The following is a 24550-nucleotide window of genomic DNA, read 5'->3' on the forward strand; positions in this document are numbered from 1 at the left end:
GGGAGTTGGGGGCGTCCCTCGCTCACGCGTCGGGTTGTGATGGGTGGTTGCTGCAGAAACCCGCCAAAACCCAGCACCAGAAAACTGCACGACCTCTGGCAACGGGCGGGGTTCGCAAGATGCTACGAGCACGGCATTTGAAATGCCGCACGACCTCTGATCCGGGACAGATCAGCGACGCGTCAGAATCTGGCCTGGCGTTGTTGCAAGTACTCGGTCAGAGCACGGTCAAACGGCATGCTGGTGTCCAGCGGCACGTAGTCGATCCGGAGAGCGGCACACCCTTGCGAGTAGGTTTCGCGGAAGGCGGTGATTTGGTCGAGGTACTCGGCGCGAAACCCGGTCGCATCGACGGTGACGAGTTCACCGGATTCAGGGTCTTCGAACTCCACGGGACCTTCGTAGGGAAAGCGAACTTCGGCATCATCGAGGACATGAAAGACGATCACATCGTGGCCGCCATGTCGCAATCGAGCCAGGGCGGCAAGCGTCTCCTCGGGATCGCCTAGCAAGTCGGAGAACAACATCACCAGGCTGTGTTGCTTCAGCATCGCCGCGACCTGGACCAGACAAGTCGGCAGTTCCGTGGTGCCTTCGGGGGTCATGCCGGAAAGAGCCGCCAAGACGTCGCCCAAGTGCCCTCGTCGACTTCGGGCGGGCAGGATCGCGCGCAGTTTGTCGTCGAAGGTGAGCAAGCCAACCGGGTCTTTTTGCAGCGACATCAGATACGTCAGTGCGGCTGCCAAGCACGTGGAGTATTCGAACTTCGTCATCGAAGTTCCTTGGCGGAAACCCATCGATTTGGAAAGATCCATCAACAAGTAGCCGGTCAGGTTGGTCTCGGCTTCAAAGCGTTTGATGTAGTGCTTGTCTGTTTTGGCATACACCAACCAATCGATCAGTTTGGGATCATCGCCACGTGAGTAACGACGGTGATCGCTGAACTGAACCGAAAAACCTTGTAGCGGGCTGCTGTGCAAGCCTTGCAGGAACCCTCGCACGACCATCCGGGCACGCAGGTCGAGTCGTTTGATTTGCTGCAGCGTTTCCGGCGAAAGCGTCGATGTCATGCGGTGATGCCAAAGCGTTCGCGACGAACCAACACGCCCTCGACCAATTCAAAGCGTTCGTCCATTTCGTCGGCCAAGGACAGCGAGTGCGTCACCGTCACCAGCACGGTGTTCTGCTCGGCTTGCAAACGCAACAACAACTCCGTGATCGTTTTCGCGGTCTTGGAATCGAGGTTGCCAGTCGGTTCATCCGCCAGCACGACGGACGGTTGCATCAACAACGCTCGCGCGATCGCGACCCGTTCGCGTTCGCCGCCTGACAATTCTTGCGGCAAGTGAGTTGCGCGGTGGGACAACCCGACGGCCTCGATCAATTCGCTCGCACGCGAAACATCGTCTCGCGTGGGTTTGCCGTTGGCGAGCGCCGGGATGAGGACGTTTTCGGTCACCGACAATTGCGGCAGCAAATGGTGGTCTTGGAAAATGAACCCGATCGTTTGGTTTCGGTAGGCAGCGCGTTTGCGAGCGTCCAGGGCAAAGGGATCTTGGCCGTTGATGTGAACCGATCCGGAATCCGGTTCATCGAGCGTTCCGAGAATTTGCAGCAGCGTGGTTTTGCCACTGCCGCTGGGGCCAACGATGGCCGCCGATTGACCGGGGGTCAATTCCAGGTTGACGCCTCGCAGGACGGACAACGGTTCCCCCGCGGTGGGATACGATTTTGACAGTTCGGAAACGACCAACACGTCCGTGAACTCCGGTTTGACGACTGAAATGCAAGACGGTCAGTCTAGCAGTCTTCCGTCGGATCGTCGCGATGCGTTTGCGTTGTTCCAGACGGGTTGGTTTTCCACCAGGGTGACGCGTTGATCAACGCAATCGCTGGGATTGGGAATGATCTGAGTGAGGCCGGACGGCCAGTGAACCGTGAGAGATTGAATTTCAGCGTCTCCCAAAGAAATCTCGACGACGCTTTCATCGGTGCACATGTAACCGTCGCCCGCGACCACGTAGCCGTTTCGGACACCATCGTTGCACTGCACTTCGATTTGAGTTCCGGTTGCTCCGCGTTCGCTTTGTGAGCCGATCAATTCCAACTGGATCCAGCCACCCTCCCCAACGCACTCGTTGTGTAGCAGTGCGACGTCGCGATCCACGTGATTGACCACCAAGTCCATCCGGTGGTCACGATCAAAGTCCAGTTTGGCCATCGTTCGTCCCAGTGCCGGAGTGGTCCAGTAATCAGTGGGGCAATCAGGGATGACCGAGACAAAACCTGACGGCGTCGACGGGTTGGCGAGGAAGTCGCTGGATTGTCCTGATGAGAAGCCGCCTGAAAGAAAACATTGAGGAGGCATCTCGTACGGTTCACCAGGCATCCGATCGATGTGGCCGTTGACCAAACACACGTCCAGCCAGCCATCGCGATTCAAGTCAATCGCTTTGCATCCGAATCCCACCATCGGCCGGGTAGGCTGGTCCAGGCGTTGCCGCACGCATTGATCAGAAAACGAACCCGACTTGTTTTGAAGGTAAAGCGAAACGGATTCGGTGGAGAAGTTCGTGATGAACAGATCAAGGCCTCCTCGACGATCCAAATCATCTGCGGCGATGCCCATGCTGGCGGATGGCAGGCCGTCCACGGTGTTGGCGAGGCCGATCAGGTTGGCGATTTCTTGCCATCGGTTTTGGGAGGCATCGAACCGCAGCAAATGATTCGGACGACCGTCGTTGCCGACGAAGATTTCATTTTGGGTTGGTGTGGGGGCACTCTTGCTGAGCGGTTCGTTCGATTTTGTCGTCCGAGCTTCTTCCGAAAAGTCACCGACGATCACACCAAGCGATGTGCCTGCACGAGCAACCGATTCATCAATGGTCGTTGGCTGCCAGTTTTGCGTTTCGCTCTGAATCCAAATTCGGTCTGCTTCAGCGAATAGACTTCGCGGTACCTTCTGAGGCACTCGACCGTTTTCGTCGGGAGGCAAGCGAACAAAGAGGTCGTTTTGTTCCACGTAGTTGGCTTCGAAGAGATCGGGCAATTGATCGCCATTGAGGTCGGCGATGACGACGGAGGTTGTGAAAGCACCCGGATGATTTTCAACCGCTTGGTCTCCCAAAGAAGCGGTGTGGTTGGTGAACGTGCCGTCGCCGTTGTTGACATACAGCTGGTTGGTACCCAGTGTCGCGATCAGCAAGTCATCAAAGCCATCTTGGTTGATGTCTCCACAGGCAATCCCAAACGAGTAGCCGAAATTGGAGACGCCGGTCGCCTCGGTTTGCTCAAGGAACTGGCCCGCCAAGTTTCGAAAGAGGGCGTCACTCTGGTCGCCCATCAACTCGGGCGGTTCACTGGCTCCTTGCCCAAACACGATGTCGGGCCAACCATCTCGGTCGTAGTCGAGCACGCCAATTCCTGATCCGAGCGCTTCATGCATCCTCAGCGATTCGGTCCGCGTGCTCATGTCCGCAGCCACGTCCCTTTCATTCTGCCCTTGAGAAAGACGGCGCGGTTGAAAGCGAAAGTTCAGTCCGGCCTCCGCTGCCAAATCAGGCAGTCTTGGCTGGTAGGACTCCAGATCGCTCGACGGTCTAAAGGTGTTGTTGGCTGAGACCTGTGACTGACCGGAGGCGATGGCTTGGAGGGCCTGCGCGGATTGCGTTTCTTGTTCGACCATCGCGGTCCGAAGAGCCGTTTGAAAGGGGAAGTCCTCCGGACGAAGTTGCAAGCAATGTTCCTCGGCCAGGATGGCTGCCAAGTCGGGTGTGCTGGCCAACGCCTGCATCTGTTGGTGAATCAAGGCTCGGCTTTTCGCGACGTTGGATGAGGGGCCGCTATCTGATGGAGGGAGCGTTGGGGCCAAGACGTCGAGTTGGTGCAGTCGCCACTGGAACGATTCAAACGGCCGACCGGCTTCCATCAATGCCTTGGCGAGTTTGTCAGCGAGTCGAGCCCTTTGATCGCGACTGTCGCTGGCTTCTTCGCTGATCGGGTGCAGATGAATCCACTGGTCTCGCAGGTCGTTCGTTTCGGCGATCAGCCTGGCACGCTGGTAGAACAGTGCCGCATCGTGTTCCCGATCGATTGCCAGCAACCAATTTCCAACGCGTTGGGTGCTGAGTTGATCGGTTGGGTTCAGTCGAATTGCTTGCAGCGTGGCCCCGATCGCGGCGTGTGGATGCTGGTGGTGCCCCAGCCAGATTCCCAGCGTCGCCCAGAAGTTGGCTTGCTGACGAGTCGATGGCTCGCTTTGCCGAATCCAATGGGGGATTGCATCGAAATGCTGAGCTTCCGCGAGAACGCGTCCTTGCAACGCCTGTTGATCCGCCGTCACCGATGCAGGGGAGATTTCAAGCAATCGTTCCAGTGCCGCTTCGTATTCTCGGAGGCTGGAATGCCAGACCGCTTGGGACATTGCGGTGGGGCCCGGAGGAGCAAACTTGGCCGGCGGAAAGCTCTGGCCTTGAGCGATCAAGGAGAGAGATTCGTCCAGGGTGGCTTGGCCGGTACGCGAGAGTTGCGAGGCAATTCGGGCAGCTTCCGCCATTTGTCCCGCTTCCAGGTGCTGTTGCCAGCGGCGGTGTCGCTCAGCCATCGGGTCGGGGGATTCAGGGGCCGACGGCGAGAGCGAACGTTGTTGATCGGATCCAGGTTCGCTCAGCGATTCACCGGAGCCGGGCGTTTGGGACGGGCAGCCAACGGTCAATGCCAAGAGCAACAGGACGCCCAAACGCAGCAAGAGAGAATCGTCGGTTGCCGTCATGGTGGCTTTCGCAAAGCAAGTTGGAATATCGGTGCCGCGACGGCATGGGGGATCGAAGTCGGACGGCACGTCCATTTCAGGCGTGGCGTTCAAGAGGTTGAGCCGTCTTCCCATCCTCGACTGGTACGAAGCACGTTTCAACGGTTCTCTCTTCGCATTGGGCGGCCTGAAACGCCGTTCAGCGACAGCGACAGTTGCGAAACGGACCCTAGTCGGAGGAAAAATATAAAATTTTCAGTGGTGTACAAAACATATTTTCCGGCGACGGAGCGAAAGCGATCCGTTTGATTCAGTCACATCTGCGTTTGGCAATATGTGTTAGACGAAAGCGGGTTGAATGTGGGTTGGAGTGTGCGGCGCAACTGAGTTCAAGGGAGTCGTTGAAGGGCTCGGGACCATGTGTTGACGAGTTTGAGTGCGAATATACCGATGGTTTTGAGACCGGTTTCATTCGGGGGGATACCGCGATTCGCCGTAGAAAAGGCGTTGGCCTTCGTGGCGAAGTTTATTTGCTAGCGTGTCTACAAAATGATTCAGTGAAATGCGACAAGGGTGCAAGGAATGGCGTCACGCGGGCCTCCTAAGGGAGGGGTGACTTCGTAGTGCGTCTGTAAGGGTGAGGAATTCGTCTTACTGTAACGGAACAAATGAGTACGATTGGTTACACAGCGGCGTTTCTAGAGACCGTTGCTGAAATATCTTTTGATTTCATTTCCGTTCTTTTGAGGAAAACGAATGACTCACTTCAATCCCCGTTTCGCACCGCAGTCAGCCAAGCGTGGTTTCACGCTGGTGGAACTGTTGGTCGTGATTGCGATCATCGGCGTCTTGGTGGGGCTGTTGTTGCCCGCCGTCCAGGCCGCCCGAGAGGCAGCTCGCCGAATGAGCTGCAGCAACAACTTCAAGCAAATCGGCTTGGCGTTGCACAACTACCACGCTGCCTTCAACATGTTGCCGCAACAAATGTCGGGTCCACACCGGGCCGGAGTTTGGTTGCACAGCCAGGATCCTGCTGGCGGCGAATGGAACTCTGGCAATCCGGCTTACAACGCGATGGGAACCAACAGTTTCCTGGTTGGTATTCTGCCGTTCTTGGAGCAACAAGGTCTGTGGGAGCAAATTGCGAATCCCCGTGACAACGACGGTGACGGAAACATCGATGTTCCTGCGTTCGGTTACGCCGGCGACAGCGATGCAGGCAACAACTATGACCCTTGGTTGACGGAAGTCCCTGGTTTCCGTTGCCCCAGCGACCCTGGTGCCGGAGCGCCTGCTCACGGACGGACCAACTACGGTGCCAGCATGGGGGATGGCTTTGATTACATGACGCAGGGCACCTACGAGTGGGACCTGTCGGCTCGCAAGGGCTGGCCAGCCGAACGCTCGCCTGCTGCGACGCGTGGATTTTTCATTGGTCGTACAACGACTCGATTCCGAGATGTGTTGGACGGGTTGTCGAACACGTTCGCTGCCGGTGAATTGGCGACGGACTTGATGGATTTGGACAACCGCACCAACGCGGCCAACTACACCGAGTGCGAGACCGACGTGAACTTCCAAGAAGCTTACGTGGATCCAACCCGTCCTCAGTTTTACTTGGACACAACCGATCTGAGTGGGAACACCGCGACGTCATGGACGCTGCGTTACGGTCGTGGATTCCGTTGGCACAGTGGTTATCCCGCTCAGTCAATGGTCTCGACGGTCAACCCACCGAACTCTCCCATTTGCGTGTTCCAAACAGGGGATTGGTTCCCAGAACGCGATGGCGGAAACGTTTCGCCCAGCAGTCGTCACCAAGGTGGTGTTCACATGCTGATGGGTGACGGGGCCGTGAAATTCATCACGGAATCGATCGAAGCCGGCAATCAAGAGGCACCTCCAGTGATCTGGAACGGATCCGGAATCAATCGACCTGGTGCACAGAGCCCGTATGGATTGTGGGGTGCTCTTGGCACGCGTGCTGCAAAAGAAACGATCGAAGAAGAATTCTGATTCGAATTCTTCTCTGACTTCTCAAAATCGGTCTTCGTCGCGAGTGGTTCGCGGCGGAGGCTTTTTCATTCCAAAGGACAATAAGTTGATCTCAAGAATTTCTCTGGCTGCGTTGTTTCTCTCGTCATTGTGCGTCATCGGATGCGGCCCAGGACAAACGGAAAAAGTGGTTTCGCCTGAAGACCTCAGCGCTTATGAAACCCCCGCAGGAGCGATGGAAGACGCGATGAAAGACGCAAGTCAGGACGCGAAAAAACGCAACTGAGCGACCGAGCTCGATCTGCCCACTGCCACCTCCGTTGTTGTCGCTGAAGCGATGGCAACGGAGGTTTTTTCGTATTTGGTGACCAAACTCGGCAGATTCCGTGTTCGCATTCCTGTCTGAGAAGCAGAACGGCAGACCACGACGCCGGCTTGGATTGACTGTTGCTGAGGTGGATCGGTGTTGGGGAACACTTGAGGCAAATACGGAGGGGCCGTGTGTTCAGCTCAAACTTAAGTCGATCATGTGTGGTCGGTTCGATGGCTCGCAACTACATCGAGACGTTCCACAACGTTGCGCTGGCTGGTCGCTTGTTGTTTGGGCGTTGCCGCATTGTTTTGAGGCAATCCCGCCAGCTTTTGATGCGAGCTTGATGTTTTGAAGGGCATGGGGGGGGCGACTGGCCCGCAAATAACACATCCGAACCGACAAAAAAAACAAGATTTTCAGTTCGATAGAGGGTGATCCTCGTCACCTAGAGGCTCGCTGCGGTGGGACGGGATCCCTTGTTGCGGGCTGAATTTATCGTGTGCGCATTTTGAAGCAAATTGTTTGCAAACGGTGCTGTCGCAAAATCGCGGGGTTCTGACGCGGAATGATGGTTGCGTGACATCGCGTCATTCAAAGGTTCGAGTTCGCTCGATGCCTTCCAGCCGCGTCCCAGTTTTATTGAGAGTCCGATGTTGAAGTATCCGTCTATGTCATCGCGTTCCCCGATTGTTCCGGCAGGCACTGATCACACGATTCGTACACAACGTGGTTTCACTTTGGTTGAACTGCTCGTTGTCATTGCGATCATTGGCGTGTTGGTTGGATTGCTGTTGCCAGCCGTGCAGTCGGCTCGAGAGGCCGCTCGCCGGATGAGCTGCAGCAACAACATGAAGCAGATCGGATTGGCACTTCACAACTATCACTCCGCGTTCAAATCGTTCCCAGCTTCGGGGCGACCTGAAAACTACACCGCGAATGGTTGGGCTCGGAAGCCATCGTGGTTCATCGCGATTTTGCCGCAATTGGAACAATCCGCCATCTACGACGGCATTGATTTTTCGGGATCGTCCTTTGACGGGACGAACGCGAGTTGGGCGGCACCCGTTGTTCATTGGGAAGAAATGGATCAAGCACGTGTGCCAGGTTTTTGGTGCCCTTCCAGTGTGCTCGCGAAAACGAATCCGTACCCAACGAATGATGCGACTCAAGCGTTGGGTGCACCAGAAAATTTAGAAGTTCAGATTCCTGACTATGCCGGCAACAGCGGTTGCAACTTCACCGGAGGAACCATCGACGATCACCCGACCGCAGTTTGGGATTGGGGTGGCGTTCATGCTGACAACGGTTTCTTTGGCATGAAGATGCGATTCGATTCACCGTGGCCTGGTACCGAGACCCGATTCGCTTCGCTGTTGGACGGAACATCACACACCATCGCAGTGGGTGAGCAAGGCGGCGTTCACGGAACCTTCAACGATCATCGTGCCGGAGCAGTTCTCGGGGGGATGTGGTCGTGCGGAACCGCCACTGCCGGCAGCTCGAAGAACAACTACGTCGTGACTCGTTATCCCATCAATTACTCCGGCGATGATTGGCCGTCGTGGGGCGGATTGAACTGGGACGGCGGTTGGGCGAAGAACGGGATGGAAACCGCGTTCAACAACACCGCGTTTCGATCGCAACACGTTGGCGGTGCCCAATTCGTGATGGGCGACGGTTCGGTGCACTTCATCACGGACAGTATTCAGTTCGAAATTTACACGGCGTTGATGGATCGTGCAGACCGGTCCGCGATGGAAGGACTTGAATGATGAATTGGAATCAAAAAGCAATGTTGGAAAATCAAAGTCGACGTCAACGGAACCGGCTATTGGGCTCGTCATTCTTGCTCTTCGGTTTGTTGAGCGTGTTGTCTGGATGTGGCCCATCGGGCCCCGAGATCGCAGAGGTTTCTGGGGTGGTTACCATGGGCGGGAATCCTGTTCCTGATGCTTCGATCACGTTCTATCCTGTCTCCGGTCGACAGTCGTTTGGTAAGTCGGACCAAGATGGACGCTACACGTTGGAGTATGCCCAGGATCAGCCGGGAGCAGTGACCGGGCAGCACCGAGTCAAAATCATGACAGGAGGGATGGGAGCACCCAGCATGCCGACCGGCCCTGGGGAGAGTCCCAGCAAATCTCGAACGCGTTCCAAAGGGATGACGCCACCGAAGGAAGTCACGCTTCCAGAGATGGTGACGGTTGAGTCCGGTCCGAACGAAATCGATCTGATCATTCCTTCTTCTTGAACGAGTCGTTTAAGCAGGTCGACAGGAATCTTTCGATCTTGGAACCGTTTCAGGAGGCGTTGTGGTGCTCCCAAGTGCAACCGGGGCCAACTCCCAAATGGCTCACGTGATTCGGACCGATCATTCCTGCTCACCTGCTTCGTGTTGAAACTCCGATCACCTCGGCTGCGATTTTTCGCGGTCGAGGTTTTTTGTTTGGTTGATTGCGGGCACCAAGAGCCCACCGGATTTGATCCGGTCATTTTGCTTGCTGGGCAGGACATTTGTCTGTCTTTCACTATGATGTTTGGGATGAATCCATCTCCATCTCATTCGGCAGACGCCGACGAACCAGCTCGCTCGCCAAGCGGACCTCGAACCTTCTTGTCCGAGGTTGTTGTTTCGTTGATCGCTCCGGCCGCTCTCGTTTTCTTGCTCGTCATTGCGACTTGGATGCAGCAAGGGTTTGTCGCTGGGATCCGATGCGGGATGGATTTGATTCAGCCGGTCGGCTTGATTTGGCTGGGCTTGTTGGCGCTGGCGACTCATGCGGTCCGCCAATGGAGACGGGGGACGGTTTCTGGTTTCAAGCCGATAGCATGGTTGGTTGGCTTTGTCCTGTGGGGAATCGTTGGCAATCCGGGGTTTGCCAATTGGGCCAGTTCCCAGGTTGAAAGCCCGCTGGTGTCAGAACCTCACCCGGCGTTGGAGCAGCGGTCGCTGGATCGGCCGCTGGATGCCGTGGTTGTTTTGGGAGGCGGTTCCTCCGCGATTGCACCTGGTTTCTATGAACTGGGGCGAGACGGCGAGCGAGTGATCTCAGCTGCTCAGGCGTACCATGCCAAGGCAACACGCGCGATCATCGTGACGGGATCTTCCACCGATGGTTACGAACCGCCATGGAAGCAATCGACCCAGTTGCTTCTCTCTTTGGGGGTTCCTGAGGAGGTGATTTTCCGGATCGAAGGCGTCAACACTCGAGCGGAGATGAAATCGCTGAAGCAATTGATGGACTCGCCGCCGGCCCAGTGGAAGGATCGTTGGACGGAAGAGTCGATGGAATCCGGTGAGCCCCAGGTGGGGCTGATCACAAGTGCCTTTCACATCCCGAGAGCGATGCGTTTGGCCAGCAACGCATCGTTGGATCTGATCCCGCTGCCTTGCGCGTTCCGCGCCAAAAACAACCCACGACCTTGGTTGGCGTCGTCGCTGGTTCCTGGTGCCGGTTCACTGGATGACGTTGGCAAGATGTTCAAAGAAACCGTCGCGAAAATGGCGGGGCAGTGATCTGAGCCGGATGGCTACAGATTCAGTTTTTGAAAGGTCGGTTCCAGGGCGGCTTTCCATTTGGAGTAACCGGCTTCGTTGGGGTGCAGCAGATCAGGGAATTCTTCCGCTTTGGCATCGCCCTGCTCATTTGCAAACGGCGTCCAGGTGTCGACCACGTGTACCGTTTCATTCTCTTCGGCGATCTCGGTCAGCAGTTCGTTGATGCGTTTGATTTGAGTCGCTGGGCGGGACTTGGTTTCGCTGCTGGGCATGACCAAGCACAGCACGATGGGCATTTCCGCATCGTGTTCTGAGAGTGCTTGAAGAATCAATCGGACGTTGCTGGCAACCGTTTCCGGCGAGGCATGTTCCTCGAGATCGTTGGTTCCCATCAGCATCACGACGGCTTGGGGATCCAGGTCGAGCACGTCCTCTTTCAGGCGATACAACATGCCGCGAGTCGTGTCGCCACTGATGCCGCGGTTGGCGACCTTGCGGTTTTCGAACGTGCCACGGAAATCGTCGCCCCACCCTTGCGTGATCGAGTCGCCAAGAAACACGATCGCGTTTTGGTCTTGTTGCGTGCGGGCGTCAAAGGTGGATCGACGCCGCTGCCAAACCTGCTTCATCCAGTCGTAGCGGCGAACCGGTCCTGAACCGGCCATCGAGTCATTGGTTTCAGGGATCAGGAACTGTTTCTCGACGGTTGCGGTGGCGTCTTGCGTCATCGCCGGCAATCCTGTGAACAGCATTCCAGCTTCCAAGCCAATCAAAGTGCAAAGCAGACGGAGACTGGAAAATCGGCGTTGATTCATGGGGGCAAACTCATCGGGTGGAACGAGGTGGGACCGCAGTAGTTTATCATGGAAGACGCCCGACAATGATGTCGCCGCTGAATCCACAACGGAGGAGCCAATGCCCAAACCGAAGTTAACGTTGGTCTCGATGAGCGGGTTGCGAGTGGGGCATGAAGAGTTGCTTCAACGCGGGTTGAGGTTGCCTGGTTTGGCTCGGCGTGCGTCGGCGCTTTCCCAATTGCCGCCGCTGGGACTGCTGACCATCGCAGGTTTGGTGCCTGAGAGCTGGGACATGGAACTGGTGCTGGACGATGGGGCGAGCGACGAGAGGGAGGTGGCCGATCAGATTTTGCTGGGGACCTCTTCGCCGACACAGCCAGCCGTCGTGGCATTTTCTGCGTTGACGCCTTCGGCCGATCGCGCGGCACGAATCAGTCGACTGGTTCGAGGCCGCAATGTGACGACGGTGATCGGTGGGCTGCATGCCACGGCAGCTCCCGAGCATTGCCGCCCGCATTTTGATGTGGTGGTTCAGGGGGATGGCGAAAGCACGTTCGCGAATTTGTTGACGGATGTCACCGAAGGAAGCTTGGCGAGGTCGTATCAGGCCGATGGATCCTTCTCGCTTGCGGATTCGCCCCTTCCTCGCTGGGATTTGTTGGGAGTTCATTCGCCGCCGCGGTACACGATTCAGTCGATGCGAGGCTGCCCGTGGGCGTGTTCGTTCTGCGCCGCGAGCCGAATGCTGGGGCCGGCGAGAGTCAAACCGGACGAACGGTTCGAAGCGGAGATGCGTGCGATCGCGAGTCAGAAGTCGCGTCCATGGATTGAATTGGCGGACGACAATACGTTCGCCAGCGGACGCGACCATGGACCCATGCTGGAATCATTGCGGCGGCACGGGGCCAGATGGTTCACCGAATCGGATTGGCGAATTGCCAATCAGCCACAACTGCTTTCGCAAATTGCCGAGAGCGGTTGTCGGCAGATCTTGATTGGCTTGGAATCCAACGTGTTTCGCTATCCCGGCATGGGCGCCAAGAACGCGGATTGGCAACGCATGTTGGATGCCGTCGATGCGATCCAAGAGGCGGGCATTGTGGTCAACGGTTGCTTGATCGTCGGGGCGGATGGCGAAACGTCTGAGTCGATCGAAAGACTCGGGGACTTCTTGGAAGAAGCTCCGATGGGTGAGATCCAATTGACGTTGCAGACGCCGTTTCCTGGGACCAGCCTGTACGAATCGTTGTTGCGGTCGCAGCGATTGTTGCCGGGCGACTTTTCTCGTTACACGTTGTTTGATGTCGTGTATCAGCCCGACCAAATGACGGCGGAGCAATTGCAAAGTGGATTCAACGACTTGGTGGAGCGAGTGTTTCGGCCCGAGGCCCAGGCTCGACGCGATGCCATTCAAAAGCGGATTCGATCCTCCCGGCGCACCTCAGGAAAACAAGCATGAATGATTCAGCAGGCACTGATCCAATGACGTTGCGTTTGCGAGATCCGTTGCTGTTTTTGTTGGGTGTGGAGTCGTCCATCCGAAGAGTGCTTCGTTGTCCCTGGTCGCTTCTGTTGGGGTTGGCTCTGGTCGCGACCGCATCGATGGCGCGTGAGTATGACGCGGTCAGTTGGTGGGACGCGCCCCAGGACTTGCTCGGGCCGTTTGCTGCGTCGTTGGTCATCTGCACGATCTTGTTCATTGCGGTGCAGATCTGTTTGGCAATGACAGGCGTGAAGCGAGATTCAAAGACCAGCTTGATTGGTGACTACCGAACCTTCCTGACCGGATATTGGATGACCGCTCCGCTGGCGTGGTTGTACGCGATTCCAATCGAGGTCATGGCGGATGAAATGGTCTCGCTGCGTTTCAATCTGACGCTGTTGTCGATCGTGTCCATTTGGCGAGTGGTGTTGTTCAGTCGTGTGATCGCAATTCAGTTTGGACTTCGAATTGGGGCCACGCTGACTTGGATTCTGGTTCCCTGCATGGTGATCGCGTTCTTTGCACTGCTGTCGGCTCAGTTGTCGATGGTTTCCCTCATGGGCGGCATTCGGTTGACGCAAACGCAGCAGGTATTGAGGAGTTATCAATCGACCGTCGCAGCCGGATGCTTTTATGGCTTCATTCCCGTTCTGATCGCGGCATTGGGTTCGATTGCGATGTCGAGCAAATCGAAGCATCGCTGGGATGAAATTGGTCGTCGCAGCGTCCCGATGCGACGAATCGTTTGGTTGTGGCCCGCGGTGTCAGCGGTGACCTTGCTGGTCGCGGCGACTTTCTTTCAGCCCCAACTCATGCGATCGGCGAAAGTGGACGCAATGCTTCGAAGTGGTGACATCGACGACGCCGTCGCGACGATGCAAGCCTCCGGGGAGGAAGCCTTTCCGATTGTCTGGGATCCGCCTCCAAAGTATCCCGATCGAGCCGACTGGTCGCCGAAAATCTCACTCGTCGCCGATGCACTTCAGACGCAGCAGGTTGAGCGGTGGATTGTGGATCGGTTGATGGTGCAAGCCGACGAGATTGCACTGCGACAAGAAGGATGGTTCGAGGGCACTGCCGATTTGGAGTACTTTCAAGATTACATCGTGCACCGTGACGTGGACACAATCGATCGAATGTTGACGACGCTCGGGAAGCTTCGCACGCTCCAGGTGGGGGACCAGGAAACGCAAAATCATCGGGGCGAGCTGATTCGGGTGATGGAGGTCTCACTCGCGGCAGCGATTCAGCGGCAGGAAGCGGAGGCGAGTGAATTGGCGAGTGACGAAGAGGAACAGACGGAAGGGGCTGCGGCGGAGACTTCGGAGAAGCCCGGAAGCTGAGTTGGGACTCGGTGCGTCCTCACTCACTGAATTGCCGCCAGTTGTTGCTTGGCGTCGTCGACGATTTCGGTTGCCCAGGTTTGTCCTTCGTAGAGCGTGACAATTCCCTCCAGGACCTTGGCTTTGTCTTGCGGTTCGAGCGACAACGCGGTGGTGAGCCGAAGTCGCAAGGCTTGTTGTCGCTGGGTGTTGGCAACCTGATCCGTGGGATCGGAGTTCAGCCGCTCAATTTCGTCACGAACGAGTGTCTCGAGTTGTTGCAACTCTCGAAGCCGAAGGCGATGTTTGAGTTTGTCGCCCGGCGAAAGTATCTCGCCGGCGGCTTCGGGATCGACGTCGAGTGAATAGACGTCCAGCCAAGCTTGCAGGTGCTTCGCTGCGTCAGCTTGAGATGTTTCGCGAAGCGACAACGCATCCAAAAGTGCTTCTTCGGCTGCCGGCAATTGGGAGGCTTGGCCGGTGGACCGGGAGCGATTCTTGAGCTGCCGATAGGTGGATTCGAGCTGGGCGGAACGCTGCCAATGGAGGACTTGTTCGGCGTTTTCGTTGTCCGGGTAAGTTTCCAGAAACAGGTTCATTCGCGGGATTTCCGAAGCCAGCGAACCGTCCATTTCAGCTGCTTCGAACGCCCCGTACAAGGTCGAAGCCGAGGGGGTGCGGATCGAATAGACGAACAGTGCGATGCCACCCAACAAGATCAAGACCATCCCGGCGATGGATGCCCAATGCACCCAATTCGAATCATGGCTTTCGGCACGGTGACGGTCCGACAGGTACCCACCGGGCGTCGCGGTGGAATCGATCGTCTGGAAATGAGTCTTGGCCTGTTCCTCGTTGCGTTTCGATTGCGTCAACGACTCGTTGGTGCTGGTCAGAGCCGGGGCCGTCAACGGATCGGCAAGGTTGCTGGGGTGTTCGTTGGCGACGACGCGTCGACCGGTCACGTGGTTGCCGCCGGTTTCGTTGGTTGGCAGGTCGGGCGAAATTTCGCGGGAGGCATCGGTGTGATGGTGGCCACGCGTGTCCAAGTCACCGGCCAAGTTGGGCGGCAGTTCTGGCGTGAATTCTTCGTCACCCAGTTGGGTACGCGACGCTTGCTCGTTCAGCGTTCGGCCACGTTGCAATCCAGCCCGCGTCGCTTTCAAGCGGTTCATCACCGCCAGCGCCGTCGGGGGACGATTGGCCGGATCTTTTTCGAGCAATTGATGCACGATCTCAACGACTTCGGCGGGGATGTCCGGATTGATCAGATCCAGCGGCACCGGGCGGTCTCGTTGCAACGCCTCCACGACTTGGGTGACCTTCTTGCCTGCAAAGGGGGCTCGTCCAGCGAGCATGGCGTACATCACGCTGCCGAGCGCGTACAGATCGGTGCGAGGCGTGATCGAGTGGCTGCCTGCTTGTTCGGGCGCCATGTAATCGGCCGTGCCCAGCACCGAACCATGCAGTGTTTGCTCCCCAAATCCAAACAGCTTGGCGATTCCAAAGTCGACCAGTTTGACTTCCCCGGCCTCGGTCAGAATCAAGTTGGCAGGTTTGAGGTCACGGTGAATCACGCCGATGTCATGGGCATGTTTGAGCGCCGCGCAAACTTGCGATGCGATGTCCAGCGTCGGCAGCCAACCGAGTCGCTTGACGTCGCGGATTCGTTTTTGCAGCGTTTCGCCGCGGACCAATTCCATGGAATAGAACAGTTGCCCGGCTTCTTCGCCGTAGCCGATCAAGCGGACGATTCCCGGGTGCCGCAGCCGACGCAGGGTTTCGACTTCCGCATCAAATCGGCGGCGGAACCGCATGTCGTCGGCAACATGTTGTGCGATCAACTTCACGGCGACTTCTTCGCCGGTCTTGCCGTGCCGAGCCCGATAGACCGATCCCATGCCACCGCGGCCGATGACGCTTTCAATCTGATACGGTCCGAGTAGTTCAGGCTCAGCCATCAAGGTCCGTCCAATCGCCTCGTGGATCGTTGGAAATTTCGGTCGGCTCGCCTTCATCGGCCAGCGTTTGAATTTTTTGTCGCGTGGTGTCGACGGACTCAGCGTCCATCAAGGGCTGCAGTTTGATGCGAAAGGACTTGGTTTGCCCGGCACCGATGTCGAGCAATCGGCCTTGTTTTTCTTCGAATCCGCGGCGGTTTGGGAAACCGGTGGCAGGTTCCATGCCGGTCACGTACCCGTCCGCTTCGGCGGCTGTGTTCTTCCATAATACAAAGGCGGGCAGCGTCGATGTTTTGTAGCTGACAGCAAAACCCCGGTCCTGTTCGGGCGACGTCAGCATGGTGTGCGTGTAACCGGTTTCATCGGCCCGAGGGCGACCGAAGTAGACCCGTTCCGCTTGGCCGGTGGTGGGGCCGTCGAACTCGTCCCAGCGATCGATTTGGCCCGCCGCGTGAGCGTCTTTGGGGGCCAATTCGTCGAGGGCTGCTACCAGACGGCTGTTTTCGCCCAGAATCGGGGCGCCGATGTTGATGTGGTAAAGCAGTTGCATGGTTTGGGGCGTCTCCAATTCGTTGGTCACGTCGTCGAGCAGTTCGACTTCCGTGCGATCGGCATGGATGCGGATTTTGGATCGCATTCGAAAACGCTTGAAAAACAAGCGGGTTTCGACGGTGTCGGCGATCAATTCGACGCGACCACTGGCCTCGTCAAATTCCACCGATAGAGAGTCCGCTGGCGTGTTGGCGATGTGCCCGTGCAGGGGAAATTCCAGTTGGCCGTTGGCGTCGTGTTGTGGAGCACCATTGCTCTGCAAGCCACAGCGGACGACCAATTCGTCGAAACCCGACAACCACCCCAATCCACTGGGTTCGGAGACGGGCACGTGATTGGGGTGAACCGGCCCAATCACGGGGGAATGCCATCCAAACCGAACGCCATCGCACTCGATTCGCCAGATCGACATGCCCCGGGTTGGCAGCACATCGACATGCATTCGGCTGTTTTTCAGCCGGACAATTTCCACGCCTTCGCTGACGCCACCTCGAAAAACCCCGTGCCGGATCGTCCAGTCGCCTACCCGGGTGGACAAATCCAGGTGCATTGGGCTGGTGGTGTCCCACTGGATTCGTTGCTCACGGTCGTCAACTTCTCGGACAACGATGGATTCGGTGGCCATGAAGGGCTTCCAATTCAATTCGAGGGTGGCGTGCAAAGCGGGGGCATTCTGGACCCGGCCTCTGAACTTGTATAGACCTTCACGTCGGCCTAAAACATGTCGTGGAAACGGTCTGGGCGCAATCCGTGTGGATTGTGTTCCATGCTAGTGATCATCCATCCTCCCCATTCTCACCCGCCTCCCAACCGAGCACCCGATGAGCACCGTGAAGTTAGACGAAGGATTAATTCAGGGCGACAGCGTTTCCAGTATCCTCGATTCTGCCATGGACGCCCATGGTGGTGTACTGCGGTTGACGCCAACCTGGGTCCCACGTTCATTCTTGCATCCCGGCCGACGGATCAAATTGCATCCGTCGGATTACTATCGATTCGGTGCAGATCGCGGCGGGATTGACGAACGCTGGTTCGGAAGCACGACCGACGCGGCCAACGAAGGCCGAGTTTGGCACGAAGGGCAGAGTTTTTGCTTGTTCGAAGGCAAGAAATTCATGCTCAAGGACGCTGTGGCCGAACGCGGCAACGACATCGTCGGCGAAGCGATTTATTCGAAGTATGACCGTTGGCCGGTGTATTCGAAGTTCTTCGACAACATGGGCCCCATCCCGCACCACATGCACCAGTCGTTTGAAGACGCGGAATTGGTTGGCCAGGAAGGCAAGCCGGAAAGTTATTACTTCCCGCCCCAGTTGAACAACGTCGACAACAACTTCTCCTACACGTTCATGGGATTGGAGCCCGGCACCCAGCCTGAGGACGTGCGGCGTTGCCTGGAAAACTGGAACGAAGGCGACAACGGCATCTTGGATCTCAGTCGTGCCTACCGTCTGAAACGTGGGACCGGTTGGTTGATTCCACCGGGAGTTCTCCACGCTCCAGGGTCGTTGTGCACGTATGAGCCACAATGGGGCAGCGACGTGTTTGGCATGTACCAATCGATCGTCGAAGGCCGCTATGTGCCTTGGTCGTTGCTGGTCAAGGACATGCCGGAAGACAAACACCAGGACCTCGATTTCATCGTCGGTCAATTGGACTGGGACAAGAACGTTGACACGCACTTCAAAAACAGCAATTACCTCGAACCGGTTCGCGACGAAAAACGCAGCGGCGACGGGTACGAAGATTTGTGGATCGTCTACGGCACGGTCGATGGGGCTCAATTGTTCAGCGCCAAAGAGCTGACAATCGCTCCGGGTGCCAAGTGCGTTCTCAAAGACGGTGCGGCCAGCAGCTGGATCACCGTTCAGGGCCGCGGCCGGATCGGCAACCTCGACCTGCAAACTCCCGCGATGATTCGCTTTGGCGAGAACACGACCGACGAGGTGTTCATCAGCCACGTGGCAGCGACCAACGGCGTCGAGATCGAAAACCTGGGCAGCGAACCATTGGTCGGTTTGCGGTACTTCGGCCCCAACGCTCACACCGACATTCCAAAAGCCGGTAGCTGAGCCCATTCGTTCCAAACGAATTGAGACCATTCACGAAAAGCGAGCGTTCCTCCGTCTGGGACGCTCGTTTTTTTGCGTCAACTGACAAGGACGGATGGTCGTTGGCAACCAACAGCGGGGGATCTCGGTGGAGAATCTCGATGCTGAATGGAGCGGTGTTGCGGTTCGTACCGGCAATGTTTGCGAGACGTGTCCAAGACAGGATGGATGCGACTTGTCGACTTTGAGTTGAGACGATATCCTGCCGCTTTGCCCGCGGATGTGGCGGAATTGGCAGACGCGCTAGACTCAGGATCTAGTGCCCGATAAGGGCGTGGAGGTTCGAATCCTCTCATCCGTACTTGATTGAAATTCAACGAATTAGCCTCCTTTTGGGCCGCTGTGATTGAAACGGCGCCCGGCAAGGAGGCTTTTTTCGTGCCGTTTTTGTGTTCTGGGCTTTTGTAACAACCGACGCTGCCTCTCAATTTGATTGCAGTGGCTGGTCCGGTTGTGACGATGCAGTGGGTTGTGCGGAGGGGCTTTCTGCACCGGTGAGCGAGAAAACTCGGTCGCCGATTCATTCGAACACAAGGTGGCACCGTGACCGGCAAGCTCATTCGATTCAATCAACGGAAGCGTTCCGCAAAATTGGCGTCCGCGAAACGTGTTGCCCTTGCGTTGGCAATCGCGACGTCCACGGCGATGGGAGTTTCTGCCCAGCGTCCCAATCAGCCTCAGCTGAAGCACCTCAACGTGCCCGGTTCCGTGGCGGATTCCGTGGCGACTCGCTTGAGTCTCCAGTACCTCGACCAACCGGGCGTGACCATCACGCCCGATGACCGTCCCGGCGGTGGGTTGCTGGTGCTGGCTCCACCTGATTTGCAAAACAAAATTGCGGCTGACGCGGCGACGTTGTCCAACAGCTTGGCTCAAGTCGCTGGACCTCAGTCCGCGACGCCCATCACGGTGCACTTGGTCAACATCACGTGGCGGGAAGTGGAAGACGCCCTGCGGATCATCGCTGGCGAAGACGTGCCTGTGACGACCAGCCGCAACGGGGAGCGAGCGTCGTTCACGTTGACGATGGAAAAACGTGGCGGCACGACGACGCGAGTCGAAGTCGATCGACGATCCAACGCGGTGACGTTGACGACCAGCCCGCTGATGCACAACACGTGGCGGAAAACGATCCAAGCGATCGACCAAGCCCCTCGGTTTGCAGGCGAAGAAACTCGCGTGTACATGCTGCAACACGCCAAGATTTCGTCGGTGCAGCGTGCCATTCGTTTGCTGCGAGACCTGGACCCCAAGAGCGGTTCTGGCACCTCGGCACGCCCTGCTTCCAACCGGACTCAGGCCAACTTCCGCACCGCAGCATTTCAGAATGAGGGCGGCACTGCGGCGCCGGACGGAGCCGCTGATGTGGCGGCAGCCGATTCCGACTCGGAGGGCGACGATGCTGCCGGTCCGATCGGCGATCCCGAGATTCAGTTCGTTCCTGAGTCGGGTTTGATCATTGTCAAAGGCAACAAACGCGATATCCAACGCGTCATGGATATCGTCAAAGACATCGAAGAAAAGAGCAAGCTGACTCAGCCTGAGATCCAAGTTCGTCAACTTCAGCATGCCGATTCCAACGCGGTGTCGGCTCTGCTCACGCAGCTCTATGAAGACGTGTTGTCGGCTCGCCAAGGTGACGTCAGCATCACCGCACTGGATTCGCCCAACGCATTGTTGTTGATCGGTCGCAAAGAAGCGATCGAAGCGGTCAACGACTTGATCGAAAAGATCGATCAGCCGATTCCAGACTCGGATCGCTTGCGTGTCTTCCGCTTGCAGCACGCATCGGCAACGGACGCGGAAGCCACCATCCAAGGGTTCTTCACCAATCAACCCGGTGGCGATGAAGAAAATCGTCCTGGATTGGGAGTTCGCGTTCGGGTCACGGCCGACTATCGAACGAACTCGTTGATCGTCAGTGCGTCGCCGCGCGACCTCGCGGAAGTGACTCGATTGGTCGAGGAAATCGACGTCCAGAAAATTGCGTCGACGGCTGAAATCAAAGTCTTTCCGCTCACCAATGCACGAGCCGAAGACATGGTCGAAGTCTTGCAGGATGCGATTTCGGGCGAGCCTGAAAACATCGCCGGTGACACGACTGCCGCTGCATCGTCCTTGTCGATCGTTTCACTGAGTTCACCCGGCAACAAGATCCTTGATTCAGGGGTTTTGAACGGTGCCGTGATCACCGCGGACAGCAACGTCAACGCTGTTGTCGTTCGTGCTCCCGCTGGTGGCATGCCATTGATCGCTGAACTGATTCGTCAGCTCGATCAAACGCCCGGCATTGATTCGCTGGTCAAAGTGTTCACGATCGAAAATGGTGACGCGACGCAGTTGACCACCGCACTGCAGAACTTGTTCGGCGACGATGCTGCGACCAATGGGACCAGCGTTGGTGCAGGCAACCTTGGCAACCTGCAGACGTTGACAGCTTCCGAGAGTGCGTTGACTCCGCTGGTCTTCTCAACCGACATCCGCACCAACAGCATCATTGCCAGCGGTTCGGCCGAAGACTTGGAAGTGGTCGAAAGCATCTTGTTGCGACTCGACAGCGAAGGTTTTGCCGAACGCATCACCGAAGTGATTTGGCTCAAGCACCAAATCGCGGAGAATGTCGCGGCAGCCATCACGAACTATGTTTCGCAGCGTCAGCAATCTCGCAACGTGATCACGCAGTTCCAGCAAGGCCTGGGACCCTTGGACCTGCCAGATCGCGACATCGTCGCGGTTGCCGAAGCTCAAACGAACAGCGTGTTGCTCAGCGTCTCGCCACGGATCTATGAAGAGGTCCGTCAGCTGATCGATCGCTTGGACCGTCGTCCACCGATGGTTTTGATCAAAACCTTGATCGCCGAAGTGGAACTGGACGACGGCTTTGAAATCGGCGGTGAGTTCGGGCTGCAAGATTCGTTGCTGTTCGATCGTGGCAAGGCCACCGGTGCGATTGCCAACCCAGCCTCGGATCCAGGGTTCAACTTTGGTGGCACGAGTCTTCCCAACAGCAACTCGTTCGGACAAGAAAGCCTCGCGTCGCAAGGCTTGACCAGCTTCGGATCCAACGCCAGTCAGTTGACACAGCTCAGCGGTCTTAACTCCGGTGGCTTTGTCTTCTCTGCGGCCAGCGAGTCCGTCAACCTGTTTTTGCGAACCCTGCGAGTTGCCAATCGACTGCAGATTCTCAGCCGGCCTGAGATCATGACGGCCGACAACACGGAAGGCTATGTCCAAGTCGGTCAAAGCTTCCCTCGTCCCACTGAATTGTCCTTCACCGGAGGAACGGGCGGGACGGCGTCTCAACCGATCATCGGGATTGAAGACGAGGAAATCGGGATCATCTTGCGAGTCACTCCGCGGGTTGGTGCGGATGGCCTGATCATGATGGCCATTGATGCCAGTCGCAGTGACATCAACCCGAATGAAGGGCAGATCATTGGTTCGTTCCAAGACGATGTCCCCATTTTCGTGCCGGCGATCGATCGAACACAAGCCCAAGCCACCGTCACTGCGTTTGATGGACAGACGGTTGTCTTCGGCGGATTGATTCAGAAGTTCCGTCAGAACCGGACTCGTCGAGTCCCATACCTGGCCGACATCCCGCTAGTGGGAACGTTCTTCAAGTACGACTCCGAGATCGAAACTCGGAGCGAACTCTTGGTGGTCATGACGCCTATCTTGGTGACCGGCCACGAAGACCTTGAATACGTCAAACAGGTCGAGTCCAGCCGCATGAGTTGGTGCTTGGCCGACGTGGTGGAGATGCACGGTGACGTCGGTTTGTCGGGTGGCTATGGATTGTGGGGACCCGCCGTGGGCCCAACGATCTACCCCGATTTGCATCCCACCGTGGATGTCTTTCCTGCAGCCGATATGCCCGGTGGCAATCGAGCGATGAAGGCGGGCGTGATCCCACCAGGAAGCGTCATCAATTCGGTCGACGGAAACGTGGTCCCCGGTTCGGCAGGGCAATTGCCACCCGATGTGACTTTGAATCCAGGTGAATCAATCATTCGCAATGACTGGATCGAAGCTCCTCAGGGATCCGTGCCAACGCCTCAGCAAGGGTTGCCGGTCGATCAATTGCCCGCACCAGTGATGTCCGCACCGGGTGAGTTTCTGCCAGCCCCTGTTTCAGGTGGCGTTCCCGCAACGGGAGCAGGTTTCACCGGAGCAACGCCGACCAAGCAAGCCAGTAACGGCGCGACATCGCAAGTGCCGGTCAAGCAGGTCTCCGCTCGAATGCCTTCGCAGCCGTCTGCCAACCAGCCGACGAGCACACCTCCCGCTGACACGAAACCTGTGAGCGAAGAAGTGCCTGCCAAGAAACGTTGGTTCAACTTCAATCGATCGAAGTAGTGAGTCCATTGCCAAGTCACGCCGGCGTGAATCGCGTCCTGCACTCACGCTGACGTGACATGGCAACGAAGAAGTGCATCCGTTTGGGAACGTCCCAGCGGATCGTCAAAGACGACGTTGTTGCAAATTCATTCAGAACAATCCCGCAATTGTTCCGGTGATCTTCACCAGCGTTGATGGAATTTGTGTCGTCGTGAATCTTCGTCCCAAGGTGCCAATCGCACGGGGGAGCATTCGCGGTCAACCCTCAAAGCAGAGACCCAGACATGTCATTGAAATCTCGCGCCCGAATTGCATCCCGAGTGACACTCGGGGTTTGCTTGGTCAGTCTGACACTCAGCACCGGTTGTGCGTCGATGACCCAGTCCGACTCCGCGGCTCCGAAGAAAACACTGTTGGAGCGGATGCCCTGGGCCAAAAAGGATCAGGCACCTGAACCGTATCCCAACCCCGCGAAGCTGGCGGCCGTTTGGTCGACGGAGTCACTCACTCAGGTCGGCCGTGTGCCCACGCGTGGTTTTGGCGGACGCATCTTCTTCTACGATGAAAAATCCAAGCCGGTGCCGGTGGAAGGCACGTTGGTGATCCATGGCTTCGATGAAAAATCAAAGGACCCAAAGGCGGCCGTGAAACGGTATGAGTTCACTCCCGAGCAATTGACCAGTCACTTCAGCCAGTCGGACGTTGGTGCCTCTTACAGCGTTTGGGTGCCGTGGGATGCGATCGGTGGCGAACAACGTCACATCTCGTTGGTGGCGTCGTTCAAGACTCAAGAAGGCAAGACCATTCAGGGGCAACCAACCAATGTCTTGTTGCCGGGGTCGAAAACCGACGCTGACATGGCACTCGCCAATCGGTATTCGCCTGACTTCCGAGCGTGGCAGCACGCCTCGTCGGGCAAGACCTCGCCGAGCAGCGGTTTGACAACGACGACGATTTCTCGCCCCACGGTTCGGGATCGCTCGAGCGAGTTGCCACCCTCGGTGGGAAGCTGGAACGTCGCGCGTTCGACTTCTTCCAATTCGATTGACATCGCGATGGTGAACCAAGGCAACGCACCGGAGGACGCCAGTGGCGAACCGGCCGACGCAATCGCTTCGCCGGACAAGACGAGTTCGCCACAAGTCCTGCCGGCATCCACACGATTGAAGTGAGTGAGACCTCGGGGGACGTGTGTAGGCCAGGTCTTACCTGGCTGGGTTTGGACGGGCTGCGTTGAGTTTTGAGGGGTGGTTCGACGCCTCGCTTTGTTCCAAAGCATTGGCGTGAGTGCCAGGTAGAACCTGGCCTACGTCACTGGCCGGTTGATTTGCCAGGGCAGTGACATGCCCGGCCGTGAACACGCCTCGCTTTGTTCCAAAGCATTGGCGTGGATGCCATGTGGGACATGGCCTACGAGCGGATCGAA

The 24550-nt window shown here is 57.1% G+C and carries 16 protein-coding genes and 1 tRNA gene; 11 read left to right on the forward strand and 6 right to left on the reverse strand.

What is annotated here, in order from left to right:
- Nucleotides 1-182: 182 nt before the first annotated feature.
- Genes RISK_RS01380 through RISK_RS01390 form a run of 3 tightly spaced genes read right to left on the reverse strand, consistent with a single transcriptional unit; the run spans nt 183 to nt 4864 of the window.
- The gene (locus tag RISK_RS01380; protein WP_047812469.1) at nt 183-1070 is read right to left on the reverse strand and encodes a DUF58 domain-containing protein; all 888 of its coding nucleotides are present in this window, start codon (nt 1068-1070) and stop codon (nt 183-185) included.
- The gene (locus RISK_RS01385) at nt 1067-1756 is read right to left on the reverse strand and encodes an ABC transporter ATP-binding protein (protein ID WP_047812470.1); all 690 of its coding nucleotides are present in this window, start codon (nt 1754-1756) and stop codon (nt 1067-1069) included. Before RISK_RS01385 ends, RISK_RS01380 begins: the two co-directional genes overlap by 4 nt.
- 39 nt (nt 1757-1795) lie before the next feature.
- Entirely contained in the window at nt 1796-4864 is a 3069-nt protein-coding gene (locus RISK_RS01390; RefSeq protein ID WP_160311386.1) for a CRTAC1 family protein, read from the reverse strand.
- A 642-nt stretch (nt 4865-5506) separates the two neighbouring features.
- Here RISK_RS01390 and RISK_RS01395 point away from each other — a divergent pair.
- From RISK_RS01395 to RISK_RS01415, 5 genes are all read left to right on the forward strand, one after another.
- A complete protein-coding gene (locus RISK_RS01395) occupies nt 5507-6766 on the forward strand; it encodes a DUF1559 domain-containing protein (RefSeq protein WP_047812472.1) in 1260 nt (419 codons plus the stop codon).
- Between the two features lie 85 nt (nt 6767-6851).
- Entirely contained in the window at nt 6852-7031 is a 180-nt protein-coding gene (locus RISK_RS01400) for a hypothetical protein (RefSeq protein WP_150122462.1), read from the forward strand.
- Between the two features lie 695 nt (nt 7032-7726).
- A complete protein-coding gene (locus tag RISK_RS01405) occupies nt 7727-8830 on the forward strand; it encodes a DUF1559 domain-containing protein (protein WP_047812474.1) in 1104 nt (367 codons plus the stop codon).
- Nucleotides 8827-9309 carry an Ig-like domain-containing protein gene (locus RISK_RS01410; protein WP_047812475.1) on the forward strand — a complete coding sequence of 161 codons (483 nt, stop codon included), beginning with the start codon at nt 8827-8829 and terminating at the stop codon, nt 9307-9309. The genes RISK_RS01405 and RISK_RS01410 overlap by 4 nt, the downstream gene beginning before the upstream one ends.
- 291 nt (nt 9310-9600) lie before the next feature.
- On the forward strand, nt 9601-10575 hold the full coding sequence (locus RISK_RS01415; RefSeq protein ID WP_236695935.1) for a YdcF family protein: 975 nt from the start codon (nt 9601-9603) through the stop codon (nt 10573-10575).
- Between the two features lie 14 nt (nt 10576-10589).
- Here RISK_RS01415 and RISK_RS01420 read toward each other — a convergent pair whose 3' ends face one another.
- Complete coding sequence (locus RISK_RS01420) at nt 10590-11372, reverse strand: SGNH/GDSL hydrolase family protein (RefSeq protein ID WP_047812476.1); 783 nt, start codon at nt 11370-11372, stop codon at nt 10590-10592.
- A 100-nt stretch (nt 11373-11472) separates the two neighbouring features.
- Between RISK_RS01420 and RISK_RS01425 the strand changes: the two genes are divergently transcribed.
- On the forward strand, nt 11473-12813 hold the full coding sequence (locus RISK_RS01425) for a B12-binding domain-containing radical SAM protein (RefSeq protein ID WP_047812477.1): 1341 nt from the start codon (nt 11473-11475) through the stop codon (nt 12811-12813).
- Nucleotides 12810-14180, forward strand: coding sequence for a hypothetical protein (locus RISK_RS01430; protein ID WP_047812478.1), 1371 nt, complete (start codon nt 12810-12812; stop codon nt 14178-14180). Before RISK_RS01425 ends, RISK_RS01430 begins: the two co-directional genes overlap by 4 nt.
- 23 nt (nt 14181-14203) lie before the next feature.
- On the opposite strand, the gene RISK_RS01435 is transcribed toward RISK_RS01430, so the two are convergent.
- Both RISK_RS01435 and RISK_RS01440 read right to left on the reverse strand, forming a co-directional pair.
- The gene (locus RISK_RS01435) at nt 14204-16120 is read right to left on the reverse strand and encodes a serine/threonine-protein kinase (RefSeq protein ID WP_047812479.1); all 1917 of its coding nucleotides are present in this window, start codon (nt 16118-16120) and stop codon (nt 14204-14206) included.
- Nucleotides 16113-17297: an aldose 1-epimerase family protein gene (locus tag RISK_RS01440; protein ID WP_047812480.1), complete on the reverse strand. Its 1185-nt coding sequence runs from the start codon at nt 17295-17297 to the stop codon at nt 16113-16115. The genes RISK_RS01435 and RISK_RS01440 overlap by 8 nt, the downstream gene beginning before the upstream one ends.
- 196 nt (nt 17298-17493) lie before the next feature.
- Here RISK_RS01440 and RISK_RS01445 point away from each other — a divergent pair, with 196 nt between their 5' ends.
- The 4 genes from RISK_RS01445 to RISK_RS01465 all read left to right on the forward strand — a co-directional run bounded on the left by RISK_RS01445 (nt 17494) and on the right by RISK_RS01465 (nt 24296).
- Nucleotides 17494-18744 (forward strand): cupin domain-containing protein, encoded by a 1251-nt coding sequence (locus tag RISK_RS01445; RefSeq protein WP_047812481.1) that lies wholly within the window; start codon nt 17494-17496, stop codon nt 18742-18744.
- Between the two features lie 255 nt (nt 18745-18999).
- Nucleotides 19000-19084, forward strand: a tRNA-Leu gene (locus tag RISK_RS01450).
- Between the two features lie 242 nt (nt 19085-19326).
- The gene (locus RISK_RS01455; RefSeq protein WP_047812482.1) at nt 19327-23142 is read left to right on the forward strand and encodes a secretin N-terminal domain-containing protein; all 3816 of its coding nucleotides are present in this window, start codon (nt 19327-19329) and stop codon (nt 23140-23142) included.
- 266 nt (nt 23143-23408) lie between these two features.
- The gene (locus RISK_RS01465) at nt 23409-24296 is read left to right on the forward strand and encodes a hypothetical protein (protein ID WP_047812484.1); all 888 of its coding nucleotides are present in this window, start codon (nt 23409-23411) and stop codon (nt 24294-24296) included.
- Nucleotides 24297-24550 lie beyond the last annotated feature (254 nt).

It is taken from the genome of Rhodopirellula islandica (assembly GCF_001027925.1).
GTDB lineage: Bacteria > Planctomycetota > Planctomycetia > Pirellulales > Pirellulaceae > Rhodopirellula > Rhodopirellula islandica.

Excerpts from the sequence above, each read along its gene's own strand:
- RISK_RS01425 (WP_047812477.1), top strand. The coding sequence starts at position 11,473 with ATGCCCAAACCGAAGTTAACGTTGGTCTCGATGAGCGGGTTGCGAGTG.
- RISK_RS01415 (WP_236695935.1), top strand. The coding sequence starts at position 9,601 with ATGAATCCATCTCCATCTCATTCGGCAGACGCCGACGAACCAGCTCGC.
- RISK_RS01405 (WP_047812474.1), top strand. The coding sequence starts at position 7,727 with ATGTCATCGCGTTCCCCGATTGTTCCGGCAGGCACTGATCACACGATT.
- RISK_RS01445 (WP_047812481.1), top strand. The coding sequence starts at position 17,494 with ATGAGCACCGTGAAGTTAGACGAAGGATTAATTCAGGGCGACAGCGTT.
- RISK_RS01440 (WP_047812480.1), bottom strand. The coding sequence starts at position 17,297 with ATGGCCACCGAATCCATCGTTGTCCGAGAAGTTGACGACCGTGAGCAA.
- RISK_RS01420 (WP_047812476.1), bottom strand. The coding sequence starts at position 11,372 with ATGAATCAACGCCGATTTTCCAGTCTCCGTCTGCTTTGCACTTTGATT.
- RISK_RS01465 (WP_047812484.1), top strand. The coding sequence starts at position 23,409 with ATGTCATTGAAATCTCGCGCCCGAATTGCATCCCGAGTGACACTCGGG.
- RISK_RS01380 (WP_047812469.1), bottom strand. The coding sequence starts at position 1,070 with ATGACATCGACGCTTTCGCCGGAAACGCTGCAGCAAATCAAACGACTC.
- RISK_RS01430 (WP_047812478.1), top strand. The coding sequence starts at position 12,810 with ATGAATGATTCAGCAGGCACTGATCCAATGACGTTGCGTTTGCGAGAT.
- RISK_RS01395 (WP_047812472.1), top strand. The coding sequence starts at position 5,507 with ATGACTCACTTCAATCCCCGTTTCGCACCGCAGTCAGCCAAGCGTGGT.
- RISK_RS01410 (WP_047812475.1), top strand. The coding sequence starts at position 8,827 with ATGATGAATTGGAATCAAAAAGCAATGTTGGAAAATCAAAGTCGACGT.
- RISK_RS01435 (WP_047812479.1), bottom strand. The coding sequence starts at position 16,120 with ATGGCTGAGCCTGAACTACTCGGACCGTATCAGATTGAAAGCGTCATC.